The organism is Exiguobacterium sp. BRG2 (genome assembly GCF_031844245.1).
Classification (GTDB): Bacteria; Bacillota; Bacilli; order Exiguobacteriales; family Exiguobacteriaceae; genus Exiguobacterium_A.
Window position 1 is genome coordinate 64582 of sequence record NZ_JAUZUW010000011.1, and the last position, 16818, is coordinate 81399.

The 16818-nt window shown below is 45.8% G+C and carries 17 protein-coding genes; 4 read left to right on the plus strand and 13 right to left on the minus strand.

The genetic code is table 11. From position 1 onward, the window contains the following. Positions 1-10 precede the first annotated feature (10 nt). The 5 genes from bcaP to Q9R23_RS13485 all read right to left on the minus strand — a co-directional run bounded on the left by bcaP (position 11) and on the right by Q9R23_RS13485 (position 7709). A complete protein-coding gene (gene bcaP, locus Q9R23_RS13465; protein WP_290755860.1) occupies positions 11-1396 on the minus strand; it encodes a branched-chain amino acid transporter BcaP in 1386 nt (461 codons plus the stop codon). 217 nt (positions 1397-1613) lie between these two features. Further along, positions 1614-3437 carry a mechanosensitive ion channel gene (locus tag Q9R23_RS13470; protein ID WP_311247273.1) on the minus strand — a complete coding sequence of 608 codons (1824 nt, stop codon included), beginning with the start codon at positions 3435-3437 and terminating at the stop codon, positions 1614-1616. Positions 3438-3653: 216 nt separating this feature from the next. Beyond that, positions 3654-5510 carry an ABC transporter ATP-binding protein gene (locus tag Q9R23_RS13475; RefSeq protein ID WP_214856125.1) on the minus strand — a complete coding sequence of 619 codons (1857 nt, stop codon included), beginning with the start codon at positions 5508-5510 and terminating at the stop codon, positions 3654-3656. Beyond that, positions 5507-7231 (minus strand): ABC transporter ATP-binding protein, encoded by a 1725-nt coding sequence (locus Q9R23_RS13480; RefSeq protein WP_311247274.1) that lies wholly within the window; start codon positions 7229-7231, stop codon positions 5507-5509. The genes Q9R23_RS13475 and Q9R23_RS13480 overlap by 4 nt, the downstream gene beginning before the upstream one ends. Then, entirely contained in the window at positions 7224-7709 is a 486-nt protein-coding gene (locus tag Q9R23_RS13485; protein WP_311247275.1) for a MarR family winged helix-turn-helix transcriptional regulator, read from the minus strand. The genes Q9R23_RS13480 and Q9R23_RS13485 overlap by 8 nt, the downstream gene beginning before the upstream one ends. A 155-nt stretch (positions 7710-7864) precedes the next feature. Here Q9R23_RS13485 and Q9R23_RS13490 point away from each other — a divergent pair, with 155 nt between their 5' ends. Beyond that, the gene (locus Q9R23_RS13490; RefSeq protein WP_311247276.1) at positions 7865-7996 is read left to right on the plus strand and encodes a hypothetical protein; all 132 of its coding nucleotides are present in this window, start codon (positions 7865-7867) and stop codon (positions 7994-7996) included. 44 nt (positions 7997-8040) lie between these two features. On the opposite strand, the gene Q9R23_RS13495 is transcribed toward Q9R23_RS13490, so the two are convergent. Continuing rightward, positions 8041-8910 (minus strand): cation diffusion facilitator family transporter, encoded by an 870-nt coding sequence (locus Q9R23_RS13495; protein WP_311247277.1) that lies wholly within the window; start codon positions 8908-8910, stop codon positions 8041-8043. Positions 8911-9208: 298 nt separating this feature from the next. On the opposite strand from Q9R23_RS13495, the gene Q9R23_RS13500 reads away from it, so the two are divergent. Beyond that, positions 9209-9532, plus strand: a complete 324-nt coding sequence (locus tag Q9R23_RS13500) for a thioredoxin family protein (RefSeq protein ID WP_023466923.1) — start codon at positions 9209-9211, stop codon at positions 9530-9532. A 39-nt stretch (positions 9533-9571) separates the two neighbouring features. On the opposite strand, the gene Q9R23_RS13505 is transcribed toward Q9R23_RS13500, so the two are convergent. The 6 genes from Q9R23_RS13505 to Q9R23_RS13530 all read right to left on the minus strand — a co-directional run bounded on the left by Q9R23_RS13505 (position 9572) and on the right by Q9R23_RS13530 (position 14491). Further along, on the minus strand, positions 9572-9868 hold the full coding sequence (locus Q9R23_RS13505; protein ID WP_311247278.1) for an excalibur calcium-binding domain-containing protein: 297 nt from the start codon (positions 9866-9868) through the stop codon (positions 9572-9574). A gap of 31 nt (positions 9869-9899) precedes the next feature. Then, positions 9900-10754, minus strand: coding sequence for an anti-sigma-V factor RsiV (gene rsiV, locus Q9R23_RS13510; RefSeq protein WP_311247279.1), 855 nt, complete (start codon positions 10752-10754; stop codon positions 9900-9902). After that, positions 10738-11256 carry an RNA polymerase sigma factor SigV gene (locus Q9R23_RS13515; RefSeq protein WP_311247280.1) on the minus strand — a complete coding sequence of 173 codons (519 nt, stop codon included), beginning with the start codon at positions 11254-11256 and terminating at the stop codon, positions 10738-10740. Before Q9R23_RS13515 ends, rsiV begins: the two co-directional genes overlap by 17 nt. Positions 11257-11370: 114 nt before the next feature. After that, positions 11371-11844, minus strand: coding sequence for a hypothetical protein (locus tag Q9R23_RS13520; RefSeq protein ID WP_311247281.1), 474 nt, complete (start codon positions 11842-11844; stop codon positions 11371-11373). Positions 11845-12224: 380 nt separating this feature from the next. Next, positions 12225-13259: a family 1 glycosylhydrolase gene (locus Q9R23_RS13525; RefSeq protein ID WP_311247282.1), complete on the minus strand. Its 1035-nt coding sequence runs from the start codon at positions 13257-13259 to the stop codon at positions 12225-12227. A gap of 218 nt (positions 13260-13477) precedes the next feature. Continuing rightward, entirely contained in the window at positions 13478-14491 is a 1014-nt protein-coding gene (locus Q9R23_RS13530; RefSeq protein WP_311247283.1) for a LacI family DNA-binding transcriptional regulator, read from the minus strand. 207 nt (positions 14492-14698) lie between these two features. On the opposite strand from Q9R23_RS13530, the gene Q9R23_RS13535 reads away from it, so the two are divergent. Next, the gene (locus Q9R23_RS13535; protein ID WP_035411200.1) at positions 14699-15121 is read left to right on the plus strand and encodes a VOC family protein; all 423 of its coding nucleotides are present in this window, start codon (positions 14699-14701) and stop codon (positions 15119-15121) included. An 88-nt stretch (positions 15122-15209) separates the two neighbouring features. Next, the gene (locus tag Q9R23_RS13540; protein WP_311247284.1) at positions 15210-15845 is read left to right on the plus strand and encodes a DUF3885 domain-containing protein; all 636 of its coding nucleotides are present in this window, start codon (positions 15210-15212) and stop codon (positions 15843-15845) included. Positions 15846-15885: 40 nt separating this feature from the next. On the opposite strand, the gene Q9R23_RS13545 is transcribed toward Q9R23_RS13540, so the two are convergent. Further along, on the minus strand, positions 15886-16734 hold the full coding sequence (locus Q9R23_RS13545; RefSeq protein WP_311247285.1) for a P-loop NTPase family protein: 849 nt from the start codon (positions 16732-16734) through the stop codon (positions 15886-15888). Positions 16735-16818: the final 84 nt, after the last annotated feature.

Sequence of the window (16818 nt, forward strand, 5' to 3'; positions counted from 1 at the left end):
GGTGCCCTACTTATTGAATTTTAGAACGGCTACGTCCGTAACCAAAGTAAACAAGCAGTCCGATTGCTGTCCAAACGAAGAAGGCAATCCATGTGAATTTCTGTAAGTTGACCATCAACATGATACAAGCGAGGACTGATAGAATCGGTAAGACTGGTACGAACGGAACCTTAAAGGCGCGCTTCAAATCGGGACGCGTCCGGCGTAGGACGATGACCGCGATCGAGATGAGCGAGAAGGCTGCCAGTGTTCCGATGTTGATCAATTCAGCAAGTGTACCGAGTGGCACGAATCCGGCAATCAAACCGGCGATTGTTCCGAGGATCCATGTCGCTTTGACCGGTGTATGGGATTTTTCATTAACATCCGAGAAGACTTTCGGCAAGAGTCCGTCACGGCTCATCGCGAACAAGAGACGAATAAGACCAAATGTCATGACGAGGATGACCGTCGTCATACCAACGATGGCACCCAAGTCAACGAATCCAGCAACCCAGTCTTGACCTGCGACTTTTAACGCAAGCGATACGGGACTATCGACACCCTCGAACTGTTTGAATGGAACGATTCCGACCATGATAGCCGAAACGACGACGTATAGAACGGTAACGATCGCAAGCGATCCCAAGATTCCGATTGGTAAGTTACGTCCTGGGTTTTTGACTTCTTCTGCCGCTGATGTAACCGCATCGAACCCAAGGTACGCAAAGAAGGCAATCGCCGAAGCTTGTAAGATCCCACTCATACCAAACGGAGCAAATGGTTTATAGTTGCCTGGTTCGACATACCAAATCCCGACGACGATGAAAAGAACAACGACGGCAACTTTGACGAGTACCATGACATTGTTGACGCGTTTTGTTTCTTTAATGCCAAGCGAAAGCAAGAGCGTGATGACCATTAAAATCAAGAATGCCGGTAAGTTAAAGAATGTCTCGCTTCCCGGTACAGCTCCTGGCGCAGCTGTTAAAGCCGTCGGTAAATGGACGCCGAAACCTGCTAAGAGCGACTGGAAATATCCTGACCAGCCAGTTGCAACGGCACTTGAAGCGAGTCCATATTCTAAGATCAAACACCACCCGATGATCCAGGCGACAAGTTCCCCGACCGTTGCGTATGTATACGTATATACACTACCTGAAACAGGAATCATCGATGAGAATTCAGCATAACAAAGGGCTGCGAGTGCACAAACGACTGCAGAAATAATGAATGAGATCGGTAAAGCTGGTCCAGCATAAAGAGCACCCGTTCCTGTTAGAACGAAAATTCCGGTTCCGATGATGGCACCGATTCCAAGTAAAATAAGGTCAAACCCTGATAAATGACGTGCCAGTTTGGAATGTTGTTTCATATCCATCATTACACTGACATCTTTCTTGCGAAGCAAACTCATGTTTCATCCTCCGAACTTTTCTCTTTTTTCTGAATATTCAAATCATTTAGGTAATTGACTTTCTAATCATAACAAATGATGTCAGGTTCGATAAGTCTTTTTTTCTGTATTTTTTCACAAAGCGGTCAAACCACTTTTGTGAAAATACGACAACGCTTTGATGCATCAACGCGAAAACACCCTTTCCCCTAAAGTTAGAGGAAAGGGCGTACTCTCATTACGGACGATCATTAGGGTGATCGAGGTTTGGACGATTGTTAGGATGATCGAGGTTTGGCCCTTTATGATCATTTGGGTCAATCGGATAATCATCTTGTTGTGCTAAATCATTTTCTGGCAACGCACCTTTTGGTGTACCATGTGTCGTTTCATCTGTTGAAGATGAACGCGCTGAACGTGGTGCACGATCTGGTGTGACATCATCCGCTGCTTGTGACGCAGCACCTTTTGCTGCATCTTTCAAGCTTGGTGAAGAAGAAGTCGATGCAGACTTACTTGGAAGATTCGATGTGTCGACTTCCGTGTTATCTGCTTTCTTTTGCAGACGATCGAGGTAACGCGATGCATTATCACGTCCACCGAGACCAAAGGCAAGACCGAAAGCAAGCGCAAGTGCTCCAAGGATCAAGATGAAGGCTGAGTTGACGATTGTATCCGCAACACCCAATTGATCAAGTGCCATGAAGACAGCAAGTGCAAGAATCGCATACTTCGCAACGATTGAGAGGACTTTCAGTTCAGAGTTACCGAACAGGCTGTCCATCGTACGTTTGACAAGGTTGCTGACGATGATCCCGATTGCGAGAATGATGATCGCTGTCAAGACGCTTGGCAAGAAAGCAAGGACGGCACGACCGAGGTCGACCATGAAATCAAGACCAATCAAGTTGAAGGCTTCGACGACGAAGAGAACGACGATGACGATCTCAACGAGTGCACCAACGATGGAAGCTGGTGATGTAGACGCTTGGTTCGCATCCCACGTCCCGATTTTCAAGTGACGTGTTAGGTTATTGAATCCAAGACGTGACAGGAGATCCGTAACGAATTTTTTGATGAAACGTCCGACATAAAGACCGACAAGAATCAGAACGACCCCGATAATGATATTCGGAATCATACCTAGGACATCGTTCAACATGTTAATCGCTGGTCCTGTAATTCCTTTAATATTTAATTGATCAAGTGCTGAAATCGTGATTGGAATCAGAATCAAGATGAAAACGACTGTTCCAAGAATCGACGAAAGTGATTTCGAATCTTTTTGATCATTTGACCCAAGATTGAAGCGAGATGCAAATTTATCCGTTCCAACAGCATGAAGGAAATTCGTCACGATATCGCGGACGATTTTCGCTACGAGGAAGCCAACGAAGAAGATGGCTGCCGCAGCAATCAAGCGTGGAATGAATCCAAGGAATGACGATAACAATTGGCTAAACGGTTGTGAGACACTCTCAATGTTCAACGCACCAAGTACACCTGGTAGGAACAGAAGCAAGACGAGGTAGAAGACGATCTCCCCTGCGATTTTTGGATAAGCTGAAAGATCTGTCTGACCTTGAAGCATCTTGTTCGAACGTACTTTGTCATTCGCCATCAGCTTCGTACCTGCTTTGACGATGATCATGCGGAGAACGACCGCAATGACATATGCCAAGAGGAGAATGAGGGCTGCTTTCAGGATATTTGGGATTGCCGCGAGCAATGTACTCATCGTATCCGCAAGTGGTCCTGCAATGATGTTCAGATTAAGGATATTGAAGACCAAGATCAGGACGAAGACCATGAGAATCCAAAAGACGACAGTCCCGATAATTTTTTCAGGTGTCCACTTTTTCTTCTTTGGTGGCGCCCCTTCTTTTTGAGGTGATAACTTGTTGACGACTCCAGATTTCTCTAACGCTTTTTGAATCCCATTCGCAATCAGCTTAGCAATGAGCCATCCAATTAAAAAGACGATGATCGCTCCAAGCAAGTTGCCGAGTGATCCGAGAATGCCGTTCAAGTTCAACGACGTTCCGTTCCAAATGTTATTCATCTTTTCACACTCCTTCACCTAAAATAAAATTATATGTTTCTGACACTTCTTTAATTTCCCCAGCTAAAGGATTTGTTAAACCCTTACCTGTACCAGAATGTGGCGTTTCTTGTTTTTCCTACAATAAATTGGATAACTGCGGTATGTGAAAATACACATTTGTAATAATCATTTCTAAAAAAAGCAGCATCGTCTACATGACGACACTGCCTTATATCATACGACTTCTTTTTCAGAGAATTGGCTGTTGTACAGATCCGCATAAAATCCATCTGCCTCGAGTAATTCCTCATGAGTACCTTGCTCGATGACACGCCCTTGATTCATGACGAGAATCAAATCAGCATCTTTGATCGTCGACAGACGGTGAGCAATGACGAAACTCGTCCGTCCTTCCATCAACCGTCGCATTGCTTGCTGGATGAAGACCTCCGTCCGTGTATCGACACTAGAGGTCGCTTCATCAAGGATCATGATCGGAGGATCGGCAAGAACTGCCCGAGCAATCGTCAACAACTGTTTCTGACCTTGCGAGATGTTCGAAGCTTCCTCGTTTAAAACCGTATCATAACCGTCCGGCAATGTCCGGATGAAATGATCAGCATGTGCGGTCTTCGCTGCCGCGATAATCTCTTCTTCGGTTGCTCCACTTTTACCGTAAGCAAGATTGTCTCGGATCGTACCGTTGAAGAGCCACGTATCTTGTAAGACCATACCGAACGTCGTCCGTAAGTCTTCGCGTGACATCTCACGGGTATCGATGCCATCAATCCGAATCGTCCCGCCGTTTAATTCATAAAAGCGCATCAATAGATTGATCATCGTCGTCTTACCGGCACCCGTCGGTCCAACGATCGCGACGGTTTGTCCCGGTGCGACATCAATGTTCATATCCTCGATCAAGAGATCATTTCCGTAACCGAAATCAACGTGTTCGAATGCAACGGCTCCTTCAGCCTGCGCAAGACGATGCGTCGTCACTTCTTTGATCTCTTCTTCTTCATCCAACAATTCAAAGACACGTTCCGCTGCTGCAACCGTCGATTGGACGATGTTCGCGATGTTCGCCGTTTGTGTGATTGGTTGTGTGAACTGACGTGTATAGGTGATGAACGCTTGAATATCCCCGATCGAGATCGCCCGTTGCGTGACAAGAATCCCACCGACGATACTGATCAGGACGTAACTGATGTTCCCGATGAACATCATCATCGGCATGATGATCCCGGAGATGAACTGCGCTTTGCGCCCTGCTTCATACAACTCCTCGTTAACGGCATCGAATTGCTCGACCGCTTTGCGTTCATGTCCGAACGCCTTGACGACAGAGTGTCCGGTATACATCTCTTCGACGTGTCCGTTCAACTGACCGAGTGTTCGTTGTTGATCGGCAAAGTATTTTTGGGATCGTTTCAAAATCGGACGAATCGCAAAAATCGAGACCGGCAACGAGACGAGCGAGATCAGTGTTAACAATGGACTAATCGTCAACATCATGATTAGAATCCCGACAATCGTCACGATCGACGTGATGAATGATGTCACACTTTGTTGTAACGTACTCCCGATCGTATCGATGTCGTTCGTCACGCGGCTCAGCGTCTCCCCGTTCGGACGACCATCATAGTATTTTAATGGCAAGCGTTCGAGTTTATGGTTGACGTCCTCACGTAAATCGTAGACTGTTTTTTGAGCGATGCCCGACATCAAATACTGTTGCAAGTAATTGAACAGACTACTGATGATATACAGTCCAGCGAGCCACAAGAGGATCTGTCCGATTTTCGTGAAATCAATTTCTGCTCCTGGCACACCTTGGAATTTCGCATACGCCCCTTCAAACAATTCCGTGATCGCCGTTCCCATGATTTTCGGACCGGCAATCATGAAGACTGTACTGAGGATCGCTGCTAAAAAGACACCGATCAGTGCCGTCCGACGCGGACGCAAATACCGAAGCAAACGACGGAACGTTGCTTTGAAATCCTTTGGTTTTTCACCAAGCATCATCATATTTCCGCCACCGGGACCACCAGGCGGAGGACCGCCGGCAGGTCGTTTCTTCTCACTCATGCGATTTCCTCCTCTGATAGTTGTGACTTAACGATTTCCTGATAGACGGCGTTGTTCGCAAACAACTCGTCGTGCGTTCCGATTCCGGCGACTTTCCCTTCATCGAGGACGATGATTTGATCGGCATCGATGACAGTACTGACACGCTGAGCAACGATCAAGACCGTCGCTTCGCGTGTTTCTTCCCGTAACGCTTTTCGAAGGGCCGCATCGGTCTTGAAGTCGAGTGCTGAAAAACTGTCATCAAAGACATATAGATCCGGTCGACGAACGAGGGCTCGAGCAATCGACAACCGTTGTTTTTGCCCACCAGAGACGTTCGATCCGCCTTGTTCGATCCGCGCATCGTAACCATCCGGCATCCGTTCGATGAAGTCCGTCGCTTGCGCAATTTGTGCTGCATGCGCGACCTCTTCATCTGTCGCGTCCTCTTTCCCGAAACGAATGTTTTCGGCAATCGTACCTGTGAACAGTAACGCCTTTTGGGGAACGAAGCCGATTTTCGACCGCAGTTCCTCTTGCGGTACGTCCTGGCTATTAACGCCATTGACGCGAATGCTTCCTTCCGTCACATCATAAAAACGGGGAATCAAATTGACGAGCGTTGATTTACCGGAACCGGTCCCACCAATCACAGCCGTCACTTCACCTGGTCGTGCCGTAAAACTAATATCGGATAAAACGGCTGTCTCAGCTCCTGGGTAACGGAACGTGACACGATCAAAGACGAGCGTTCCTTTTTCACGGTCAGCGGTTTGTGTTCCCTCATCTGTCATCGTTGGTGTCATCTCGAGGACTTCATTGATCCGTTTCGCCGAGACGGCTGCCCGCGGAATCATGACGAACATGACTGAAGCCATGACGAGAGCGAACATGATTTGCATGACGTACTGGATGAACGCCATCAAGTCCCCGATCTGCATGCCACCATTATCGATCCGGATGCCCCCGAACCAAATGACACCGACGACCGTCAAGTTCATGACGAGCATCATCACTGGCATCAAGAACGCCATGATTTTATTGACCTTGATCGAGACTTCTGTCAAATCAGCGTTCGCTTTCGTTAACCGGACTTGCTCATCGCGTTCCCGGTTAAAAGCACGGATGACACGGATTCCGGTCAAGTTCTCACGTAGGACAAGGTTCAGTCGGTCGAGTCGCTTTTGGACCTTTCCGAACAACGGAACCCCTTTCCACAAAATCAATAGGATTGAAAGCACAAGGACCGGCATCGCCGCGACGATGACGAGCGATAGTTTGGCATCTTTTGAGACGGCCATGATCAATCCACCGATGAACATGATTGGTGCACTGACGACCATCCGTAACATCATGATGACGACTTGTTGGACTTGTGTGATGTCGTTCGTCGTCCGCGTAATTAGTGACGCCGTTCCGACTTGGTCGAACTCTTGCAGTGAAAATCGTTCAACATGGTTAAAGACTTGGCGACGGATATCCCGTCCGAGCCCCATCGATGCCTTCGATGAATAATAACTGGCGGCAACTGCAGCTAACGCTCCGATACCGGTAATCCCTAGCATGACGGCACCAATCTTCCAAATGTAGGCGGTATCGCCAGTGACGACCCCTTTGTCAATGATGTCCGCCATTAGTGTCGGCAAATAGAGATCAGACATTGATTGTGCGAAAACCAAGACGAGCACGGCAAGAATTGCCCATTTATAGACCGTCAACCGTTTGAGTAACTTAATCATCCGAGCATCCTCCTTTCATATCTGGCTGTAAGATACGTCCGATGCCTTCTGCAATCTGAGCATGCGTCGCAAGCATCTGCTCGAACACCTCTTGATCAATCGTCTCAAGGACCTGTTCGAGTTGACGTTGCATCCCCTTCTCTTGTTCTTGAATCTCCGTCACGAATTGTTGTCCTTGATCACTAAGCGATAGGACGACTTCTCGTCGATTTTCAGGATTCGTCTCCCGAATGACCCAACCGGACTGAACGAGGCCCTCAATCGACTGACTCAGTGTGCTCTTTGGTAAATGTGTATGCGCGGCGAGCTCTTTTTGTGAGATCGGTCCACGTGGCGCAATCGTCATCAAGCTATGAAATTGCGGTAAACTGAGTCCGTTTTCCTGTGCCGTCTGGTGTGCTGCTCGGACGAGATGTCGTTGTACATTCCAAAACGACTGCATCATCGCCGTTGAACGAACCGTTTCCGTTTGCTCCATCTTGTTTCGCCTCCTTGTCCCATTTCAAATCGTTCCAAAAGGAACAATTACTTATATGAATTAAAATACGCCGATTACTTTCAGTTGTCAACGAAAACACAATGTGAAAACTCACATAGTTTTGTTGTGCTTTTGTAGAGAAGGAGTGGAGATAGATGAGACAGGAATCCATCGACTGCGTCGGTTGGTCGATCGATGAATTCGTAACATCTACGTATACGATCTATTCACCAGAAGCCGAGCAACAGTACGGAGCACTGGCTCTTCACATCGAGTTATTGCCATAAAAAACGTCTTTTCTACTGTCAGCGTAGAAAAGACGTTTTTGAATTCATTCGGGTTCGACGTGAACATGGATATCATAAACTCCGTATTCTTCCGTCAGCGTATCTTCAACACGTGTCGCAATATCGTGCGCTTGATGGATGTTCAAGGTGGAGTTGACGAGGATGACGACATCGACGACTTCATTGTTACCGTAGTTACGTCCTTTGATGGACTTGATGTCTTTGACACCTTCAAGATCGAAGATGACATCTTCGTACATCTTCAGTTTCTTCTCATCAAAGCCATCTGTCAGTTCGTGTGACGCTTCCGTGAAGATATCCCATGCTGTCTTACAGATCAAGAAGCCGACGATGATCGCTGTCACGACATCGAGCCAGGGCATGCCGAACTGTGATCCGACGATTCCGATCGTCGTCCCGACACTGACCCACGCATCGGATAGATTATCTTTCGCTGCCGCCATGACGGCTTTGCTTTCAATCTCCTCGGATAACTTCTTATTGTAACGATAGACGAAGTACATCACGAGAGCTGAACCAATTCCGACGTACGCTGCAAGAACATCAGGCGATTCCTGCTTGCCTTCGAACAACGTCGAGATCGTATCGATCAAGACTTGGAGACCGACTGCCATCATAATGAAGGAAGCTACGAGCGAGGCAATCGTCTCACTTTTCCAGTGTCCGTACTTGTGATCGTCATCTGCCGGACGTTGTGAGATCCGTAAGCCGATTAAGACGGCAATCGACGCGATGACGTCAGTCGCGTTGTTCAAACCATCCGCCCGGAGTGCGGCGGAATCTGCTGTATACCCAATGATTAATTTTAAAGATGATAACAAGATATAGGCTGCAATACTGATCATCGCACCGCGTTCGCCGCGTTTTAGATTATCGTATTTTTGTTGTTCCATTCTCGTCGCCCCACTTTCTCTGCGATTAGCAAACCTCATCGTACCAGTCGGAAATCGAGTGGGTCTAGAGAAATCATTTTGTTTTGAACTAGGTAATTAACAAACACGCAATAATGTTTCCCTATACCAAATTGAATTCGATTGCGTCATGTGGCTCTTTTAAAGAAAATCGGTAGCATCCCCTTAAAGATTAACCAACTTTTTTGACTTGTCAGACTCTTTGACGAACATAATTCGTGCAAGTTCTGAAGGGAATCGGTAGACTAAAGGTACAACACCAAGAGGAGGAGTTCTCACAATGGCAGAATTCATTAAGAGTGAAGAAACATTCAAGGAATTGATTTCAAGTGATGCACCGGTCATCATCAAGTTCGAAGCAGACTGGTGCCCGGACTGCAAACGGATGGACTATTTCATGCCGGACGTCGAGTCCCAGTTCGACCACTTACCAATCCACACGATCGACAAGGATGAGTTCCCTGAAATCGCATCGAACCACGATGTCATGGGAATCCCAAGCTTGCTCGTCTTTAAAAACAATGAAAAACTAGCGCATTTGCACAGTGCAAATGCGAAAACACCAGAAGAAGTTACAGCATTCTTAAAGCAAAACTTCAACTAAGCAAAAATAACCTGACGCCGCAGCGTCAGGTTATTTTTTTTAACGTTCACACGCGATGCCGTCTTTATCCCGGTCTCTTTTCGTGTTTAAGTTATACGTCGCAAGGCTCACGTATGCCTTATATTTTGTTGCTTTGTAGATTGGTTTTCCATTCTTGTCATAACCCGTTCGATTCTTTAGCCCCGCTTTTTTCGCGACGCCACCTTTATAGTTCTTCTGCATTTCCGTACAGTTCTTAAAGGCTTTGGCTTTCGTCGCCGCTTCACTAGCTGCCGGAACATGAAGCAAAGCGAGACTAACAACACCCGCGAGTATAAGCCGACTCCATTTTTTCATTTTTACGTCAATGATTTTTAAAATCTGACAATCAACGAATATAGGATGAGCTGACGAGGTCGTCTTTTAAGATTGAAGTCGGGATCTTAAACTCAACGATACCCATATATCCTGGAGCGATGCTGTATTCATCAAACGACAGGACTAATTTGTGGTCTGTTGTAATATAGAAATTTTGCTTCGCGGAAATGCGCTTGAACTGTTCGCTCTTCGGTACATCTGGTGTTCCTTCGACAAAGTAGACTTTCCCTTCATCTGCCTTCATTTGCCGACGCATTTCTTCCTTTAGATAATCACTGATCGTCGTGATATATCTGTCATTCTTGAACAAAGATGGTAACGTCAGGACAAGCTGTTGCTTCTTATCAATCGTATCGTACTGGACGCTTTCCGATGCACTTGCCCGTGTCTCCGTGACGATTCGACCAATCGACAGCAGGTCGTCCGTATCCGTCTTGATGTCGTATCGGCTATCGATCGCAAATACTCCCTCTTGTCCGTGCGTCTCTTGTTTGAACTTTTCATATAACGCTTGTCCTTCCGCGATATACTTTTCATTCAGCTGTTGCTCGAGCGCCTTGTCCGGTAACGTCACTTGGGGTGCTTTAATATCAGCCGACTGTTGTGTCTTCATCTCTTTCCAGTCGATCGTCACGATCTCAGTCAGTTGACCGAAGACCGGCACCTTCGCCATCGCGTCCGCAAATGATGTATTGCTATTTAATCCACCGACGAATAACGTGATGGCGGCCGCTGTAATCAACACGGATTGCTTCGTCCGCGAAGGACGAGTTCGACGCTCGACTCGGGCAATCATTTCATCGAGTTCCTTTGGGACCGGTGGTTGTTGGTAAGCCTGTTTCAGATCATCAAGTTTGTTTGACATCTAGATCATCTCCATTCAATTTCATTTTCAGTAAGGTCAACCCTTTATAGAGGCGAGACTTGGTCGTACTTAGATTCAGCTCTAAAATCGTCGCGACGTCTTTTAAGATCAAGTCCTCGAAATAGTGTAAGATAACGACTTCCCGGTACATGACCGGTAACTCCTCGAGTGCTTGTCGCAAATCGGCATCCGGATATGTATCTTCTTTCGTTGCAACGAGTTCAATCAGTCGCTCCGAGTCGTAACTGATACTATGCTGACGTTTCCGGATCGCATCGATCGCTGTTCGTGTCAAAATCTGATAGAACCAGGCTTTCATCCGTTCATCATCCTCGAGTCGGTCGAGTGATTGTAACGCTTTTTGGATGCTGTCCTGAATGACATCCAGACTATCCTGTTCATTTTTCATATAACTGTAGGCTAACCAGTAGAGATTCGGTTTGTATTGCTTTAAAAAACGGACGAATGCTTGTTCCCGTTTTCTCATTTGGCGAGAGGTCATAGGCCGCGGCTCCTTTTTTCGATATCGTTCTGTGTATACATCATTAAGACGGGCGAGTCGAGAAAAAAGTTGACGACACAACAAAAAAAGGCGACACAAGGTCACCTTTTTGAATCAATAATCTAAATGCCGTGATGCATCATTCCAGACTTTTACGTGAAGCGTGATCAAGGCGATACCGTACAGAAAACTCATGTATAAAGAAAACTCACCAAACAGAACATCCGTCCAGGCATTTAATCCAAACAATGGGATGACGAACAGGAAATAGAATATGAACTGAACACTCGCAAGCCCATCAAACCAAATCGTCTCAGAAAACGCGCCTTCAAGTAACGAAACACCGTAAATGAATAACGCCGCAACGAGACCAATCCGGATATACCAGACCATAAGTCGAAGCGCTTTATCTTCTTTGATATAGAATAGAGATCCGACTAAACCAATAAGCCAGACAACGGAGGCAATGCTTTGCCATCCGTTAATCATTCCGTCCGGATGGAGCATGGCGGACCATCCGTTAATTCCGATCATGACAAGTAAACCTAAAATAAAGATGAACCGATACGGTAAGTCCCTCTGACGCATGACGTTTCCTCCCCTGAAAACGAATAGATGTCACCTCTACCCTTTACATTCCATATGATGGGTTTTAATCCTTTTTCTTTTACACATTTTTTCACCCTATTTCTATTGATTTTTTATTTAATCCGGGCAAAATGGGCTGACTCAAAAAAAGAATGACGCGTCTTTTCACGCCCTTTCCTCAGGCGAGACACAAGCCAGTTTTCCTGCTTCATTCAAGCAGGAAAGCGGGTCTTGTTTGTCTCTGACAGCGCATAATGCGCTTTTTCCTGTAGGAGTGGCGTGTGACGCGTCATTCTTTTTGTTAAAAGATAAGGGTGGCAGATCATCATTCTGCCACCCTTATCTTTGTAGAGACTGACTTTTGAGTCAGCCCCTTTTCCTTATACGCTTTGGGGAAGCGTAGCTTTATGTCGCTTGATCACGTTCGCATACCAATGAGCACTGTCTTTCCAAATTCGTTCCTGTGTCTCGAAATCGACATAAAGGATTCCGAAGCGTTTTTCGTAACCGAAGCTCCACTCGAAGTTGTCAAGAAGCGACCATAAGTAGTAGCCATCAATATTCATGCCTTCTTCGTTCAAATCCGAGATTGCTTGCAAGTGTTGCGCAACGTAATCGATTCGATTTTGGTCGGCGACCCGTCCTTCGATCAGCTCATCGTCAAATGCGGCTCCGTTTTCTGTAATATAGATCGGTAAATCTGTATATTCCGCCCGCAATCGGCGAATTAAGTCCTTGAATGCGTTCGGTGCAAGGGCCGTATATTGTTTCGTACGGAGTTCTTTTGCGTAGTCCATATATTCTTTTCGTGCATCGGTCAAGACGAGCTCCTGCTTGTCGTTGACCCATGGTTGTGGATCATTGCCTTGCACGAACCAGCGAATCGACCCTTCATCCGGGAACATTTTATAGCCTTTTTGCTTCATTTTATCGGCGACTTCAAATACCCCATCCATTGAATTCATCATGCTACCGATTTTTTTCGGGTCATCTGTTCCGAGTACTTTTTTCGCGATGCTTCGTTTGTAGTAAATGCCTCCTGGTGTCGTTTGCCAAGAGAGCGCACGCACGTTTCCTTCTTTATCTTTCCCCATGTCAAATACATACGGAATATAGTCTTTTGCGACGTCATCTGCATTAAACGGCTTTTCAGATAAATTTGCCCAGTAGCCAGCGTCGACCCATTGTTTCAAGAAGGCGATTTCACCCGTGAAGATATCTGGTGCTCCGACGCCACTTTCAAGAGCTGGTTTCAACTTCGTCGGATAGTCGGCCATTGGCACGATCGTCAATTCGACTTTAACGCCATTCTTTTCTTCAAATTTTTTGATTGGTTTTTTTAATTCATCCGTAAATGACCAAATCTTTAAGACCTCTTTGCCACCACTCGTAGTGTCTTCGCCACTTCCGTACATCCCGCTAAGACAGTTGCTGTCATGGCACCAATCGTCATTGCACTAATGAACGCCTTTTTCATTTCATCCCATCTTTTTTTAATAGTTTTTAAGTAAGCGTTTTCAATTTAATCGTTTAATTCGAAAGCGCTTTCGGAACTGCCGTAAAAATAATTTCGGAATCGCTCTCGCGTTTTCTCCCTGACAACCAGCGAGAGCGATTCCGAAATTGGCGCACGTCACTCAGGTGCAGGACCTGTCGAATGACGAACGATCAACTCGACGGGAATGACGTCTTGTGTCGTCATCCGCTGTTTATCGACAATCTGTTCGATCAAGACTGAAGCCGCATGCTGACCAATCGTTTCCGTATCTTGCCGGACGGTCGTCAGCTTCGGTGTGATGTACTTCGCCATCTCGATATCATCGTAGCCTACGAGTGAGATATCTGTTGGAATCTGTAAGCCAGCTTCATGAATCGCTTCAATAGCGCCGATTGCCATTTGGTCCCCTGCCGCAAAGACAGCAGTCGGTCGATCCGGTAGCGCCAGCAACTCTTGCATCGCCCGTTTTCCTTCTTCTCCGGAAAACAACCCACCGTTTGCAATATAGCCGTCCGGAATCGGCAAACCGAACTGAGTCATTGCTTGTTTATAACCTTCAATCCTTGCTGCACCAGCATCCGTCGTCGTGTCGCCAGCGATATGCGCAATCCGGCGATGACCTAATTCATATAGATGCTCGACGGCTAGTCGCCCACCCGTAATATTGTCGGAATAGACGACGCTACAATCCGGACTGTACATATCAACGACAACGATCGGAATCGTACTTTGAATCAATTCTTGAACGTGCAGATCCAACTGGTCCGAACAGATGACGACAATGCCATCAACTGCTCGGTGCCGAAAGTGCTCCAAGTAACTCATGTCCCGATTACGTAAATTTCGTGATGCAAAAATCAGATCATAACCTTGTTGCTCCGTTGCTTTCCGGAAGCTTTCAATGATCGCATTAAAGAACGGATGCATCATGCCGACACCATGTGCTTCTGAAAACATGACACCAATCGTCCACGAACGTTTCGTCGAGAGCGATTGAGCATGTGCATTCGGCAAGTATCCCATCTCAGCTGCCGCCTGGACGATCTTCGCTTTCGTCTTTTCACTGACATCCGAATAATTATTTAAGGCTTTCGAGACCGTTGTAATCGAAAAACCGGTCATCTTCGCTAAATCATAAATTGTTCCCATACTACTCACTCCATTTCACCGAAAGCGCTTTTGATAAATTTAGTATACGAAGTCTTTTTGGAAGTTGTAACCTATTTTTTATAAAAATCAGATAAATTGAAACTGTTATCATTTATACTAAATAAATCAGCAACCCACTCTTTTTATAAGAACGAATGTTCGGTATACTAAAAGAAACACATTCTCCCTTTTGAAAGGAGCTTTCCCATGCCGATTAATCCGTATCTTGTCTTTAATGGAAATACCCGTGAAGCGTTGACGTTCTACACGGAGGTGTTCCAGGAAGAAATGCCGGAAATCATGGAGTTCGGACCAGGTCCTGGACCGGATGGTCAACCGTATCCACCGGAGCACCAGACACTGATTTTACATGCGCAGCTCATCGTCCATGGCACACGTCTCATGTTCTCAGACGCGATGCCACAAAACCCTGTGACGTTCGGACAAAACATTACGCTAGCCCTTCACTTAGCCGATGTGGAGCTATTGCACGAAACGTTCGCGCGGCTCGCTGAAGGCGGCAAGATTATCATGCCGATTCAAAAGACGTTTTGGAGTGAAGCCTACGGCATTGTCGAAGATGCGTTTGGCGTACAATGGCAGGTTAATCATGAAACGAGTATGGGCTAATAAATAATGATCCGGCTTTTAGAAGCCGGATCATTATTCATTCAAGAAACAAGTGTAGCGCATTAGACATTGAAGGGAGGGGTTCCTATTGAATCACCAAGAGCTGTATACGATCTTTCCCCAGCTCGTCTTATATCCGAACTTATTTTATCACAATGCGAACGGAATCCGCTTTGAGCTAGGCGATTCAACATTGCTCAAAAACATTGGTCTAGATGATCCGAATTATCTAGAGTCCGCCTATCGAAAAGCCCTAACCTTATTCGAAGCCATTCATGCTCCATCTGATCTTATCACATGGATCGTGCAGGTCAGTCCCTACAAAAGAACAAGCGGTCGGAAACCGGTCGTGCATAGTGGATTTGTGAAGTACTTGAAGTCCCCTTCTTTACGCTATCGCCTGCGGTGCGATCGTACACCGCAATATGTGGAAGAGCATCCCTATGCTACATACACATTGTCTTTGACTTGTACGCGGCAAGAGATTCATTATCCAGCTTTAATCCGTGATATTTGCAGTCACGATGTCACGGATCGCCCTTCTTTTATCCACCGTACCTTTTTCTTTAATCCGAGACGAAAGAGTCTGTTCCACATCTATGATGACCGAGGCTGTGACCTGATCGGCGAAACACCTGACGTTATCCGTGATCTCTACGATGATTATAAGCATTGGATATTGAACCATGATAAAAACACTATTGATCAGACATTCTCACTATAAAAAGGCGATTCTTTGACTTAGAATCGCCTTTTTATTAGCTCTAGCTTAAAGAAGTCGAACACACAGTCGACTGAATCAACTGCTTCACCCAAGCTTGTCTTGCTTTTACTGAAAACTCTTCATTTCCAAATACCTCTACTCTAAAGGGAAGCGTTTTTAACAACTGATGTTCCAATGCTTTTCGTTCCCTTAAGATTGAAATCGTCCCTTCCACTCCTAATAACGAGTGATTCACACCATATGCTTGCTCGGTGTAATAGGATACGAATCCATCTGCCCATTCTGTCGGACGCTCTTGGAATGCTTTGTGGAAGCTTCTCTCTACATCCTGTTGATCAACATAGACAAGAACAGGTTGTAGCGGCGTAATGATTGTCGCTATGCGTTCGATGTACGCTTGTAACGTCGCTTCCGGTAGATCGTATTTGATAAGCCCTATCGTCAATGGATTTTGTAAAAAGCAGCATTCAAAGACATACGTTGTATCCGTCGTTAACGCTTGAGCAACGAACGCTTCCCACTTTTTAAAGATCAATGACTGATGTAACTCGAACGGTAGTTCATAGATATCACGTGCTTGCAAAAATGAAAGCGCAGCTTCAGGAACATTCTGTTTTGACTGCCACTGACGATATGATATAAGCACATAATCATTGAACACCTCAGCAAATCGTAAGACATCGAGTGAAGCGTACTTACTTTGAAAATCCGTCCATTCATCCATCGTTAAGTAAGCGACACTCTCATAATCCGCAGGATGGTTGAGATCACCTTCGATATGAAGGCGTGTATTGATTTGTTTCTTTTGCAATAGACGAGTTAATGCTTCAGCTGTCGTTGTTTTGCCTGAGCCTGGGAGCCCTTCGATAAGAAATAATCTTTTATTCATAAAAGTCCTCTTTCAGTTAAAAAGTTATTAAATCGTCATGAAATTAATTTTATAGTTTGTAGTATGGTAAATTAAAAATATAAT

Bases quoted from the DNA above. Each gene is read 5' to 3' on its own strand.
- bcaP (WP_290755860.1), bottom strand. From the start codon at position 1,396: ATGAGTTTGCTTCGCAAGAAAGATGTCAGTGTAATGATGGATATGAAA.
- Q9R23_RS13470 (WP_311247273.1), bottom strand. From the start codon at position 3,437: ATGAATAACATTTGGAACGGAACGTCGTTGAACTTGAACGGCATTCTC.
- Q9R23_RS13475 (WP_214856125.1), bottom strand. From the start codon at position 5,510: ATGAGTGAGAAGAAACGACCTGCCGGCGGTCCTCCGCCTGGTGGTCCC.
- Q9R23_RS13480 (WP_311247274.1), bottom strand. From the start codon at position 7,231: ATGATTAAGTTACTCAAACGGTTGACGGTCTATAAATGGGCAATTCTT.
- Q9R23_RS13485 (WP_311247275.1), bottom strand. From the start codon at position 7,709: ATGGAGCAAACGGAAACGGTTCGTTCAACGGCGATGATGCAGTCGTTT.
- Q9R23_RS13490 (WP_311247276.1), top strand. From the start codon at position 7,865: ATGAGACAGGAATCCATCGACTGCGTCGGTTGGTCGATCGATGAATTC.
- Q9R23_RS13495 (WP_311247277.1), bottom strand. From the start codon at position 8,910: ATGGAACAACAAAAATACGATAATCTAAAACGCGGCGAACGCGGTGCG.
- Q9R23_RS13500 (WP_023466923.1), top strand. From the start codon at position 9,209: ATGGCAGAATTCATTAAGAGTGAAGAAACATTCAAGGAATTGATTTCA.
- Q9R23_RS13505 (WP_311247278.1), bottom strand. From the start codon at position 9,868: ATGAAAAAATGGAGTCGGCTTATACTCGCGGGTGTTGTTAGTCTCGCT.
- rsiV (WP_311247279.1), bottom strand. From the start codon at position 10,754: ATGTCAAACAAACTTGATGATCTGAAACAGGCTTACCAACAACCACCG.
- Q9R23_RS13515 (WP_311247280.1), bottom strand. From the start codon at position 11,256: ATGACCTCTCGCCAAATGAGAAAACGGGAACAAGCATTCGTCCGTTTT.
- Q9R23_RS13520 (WP_311247281.1), bottom strand. From the start codon at position 11,844: ATGCGTCAGAGGGACTTACCGTATCGGTTCATCTTTATTTTAGGTTTA.
- Q9R23_RS13525 (WP_311247282.1), bottom strand. From the start codon at position 13,259: ATGTACGGAAGTGGCGAAGACACTACGAGTGGTGGCAAAGAGGTCTTA.
- Q9R23_RS13530 (WP_311247283.1), bottom strand. From the start codon at position 14,491: ATGGGAACAATTTATGATTTAGCGAAGATGACCGGTTTTTCGATTACA.
- Q9R23_RS13535 (WP_035411200.1), top strand. From the start codon at position 14,699: ATGCCGATTAATCCGTATCTTGTCTTTAATGGAAATACCCGTGAAGCG.
- Q9R23_RS13545 (WP_311247285.1), bottom strand. From the start codon at position 16,734: ATGAATAAAAGATTATTTCTTATCGAAGGGCTCCCAGGCTCAGGCAAA.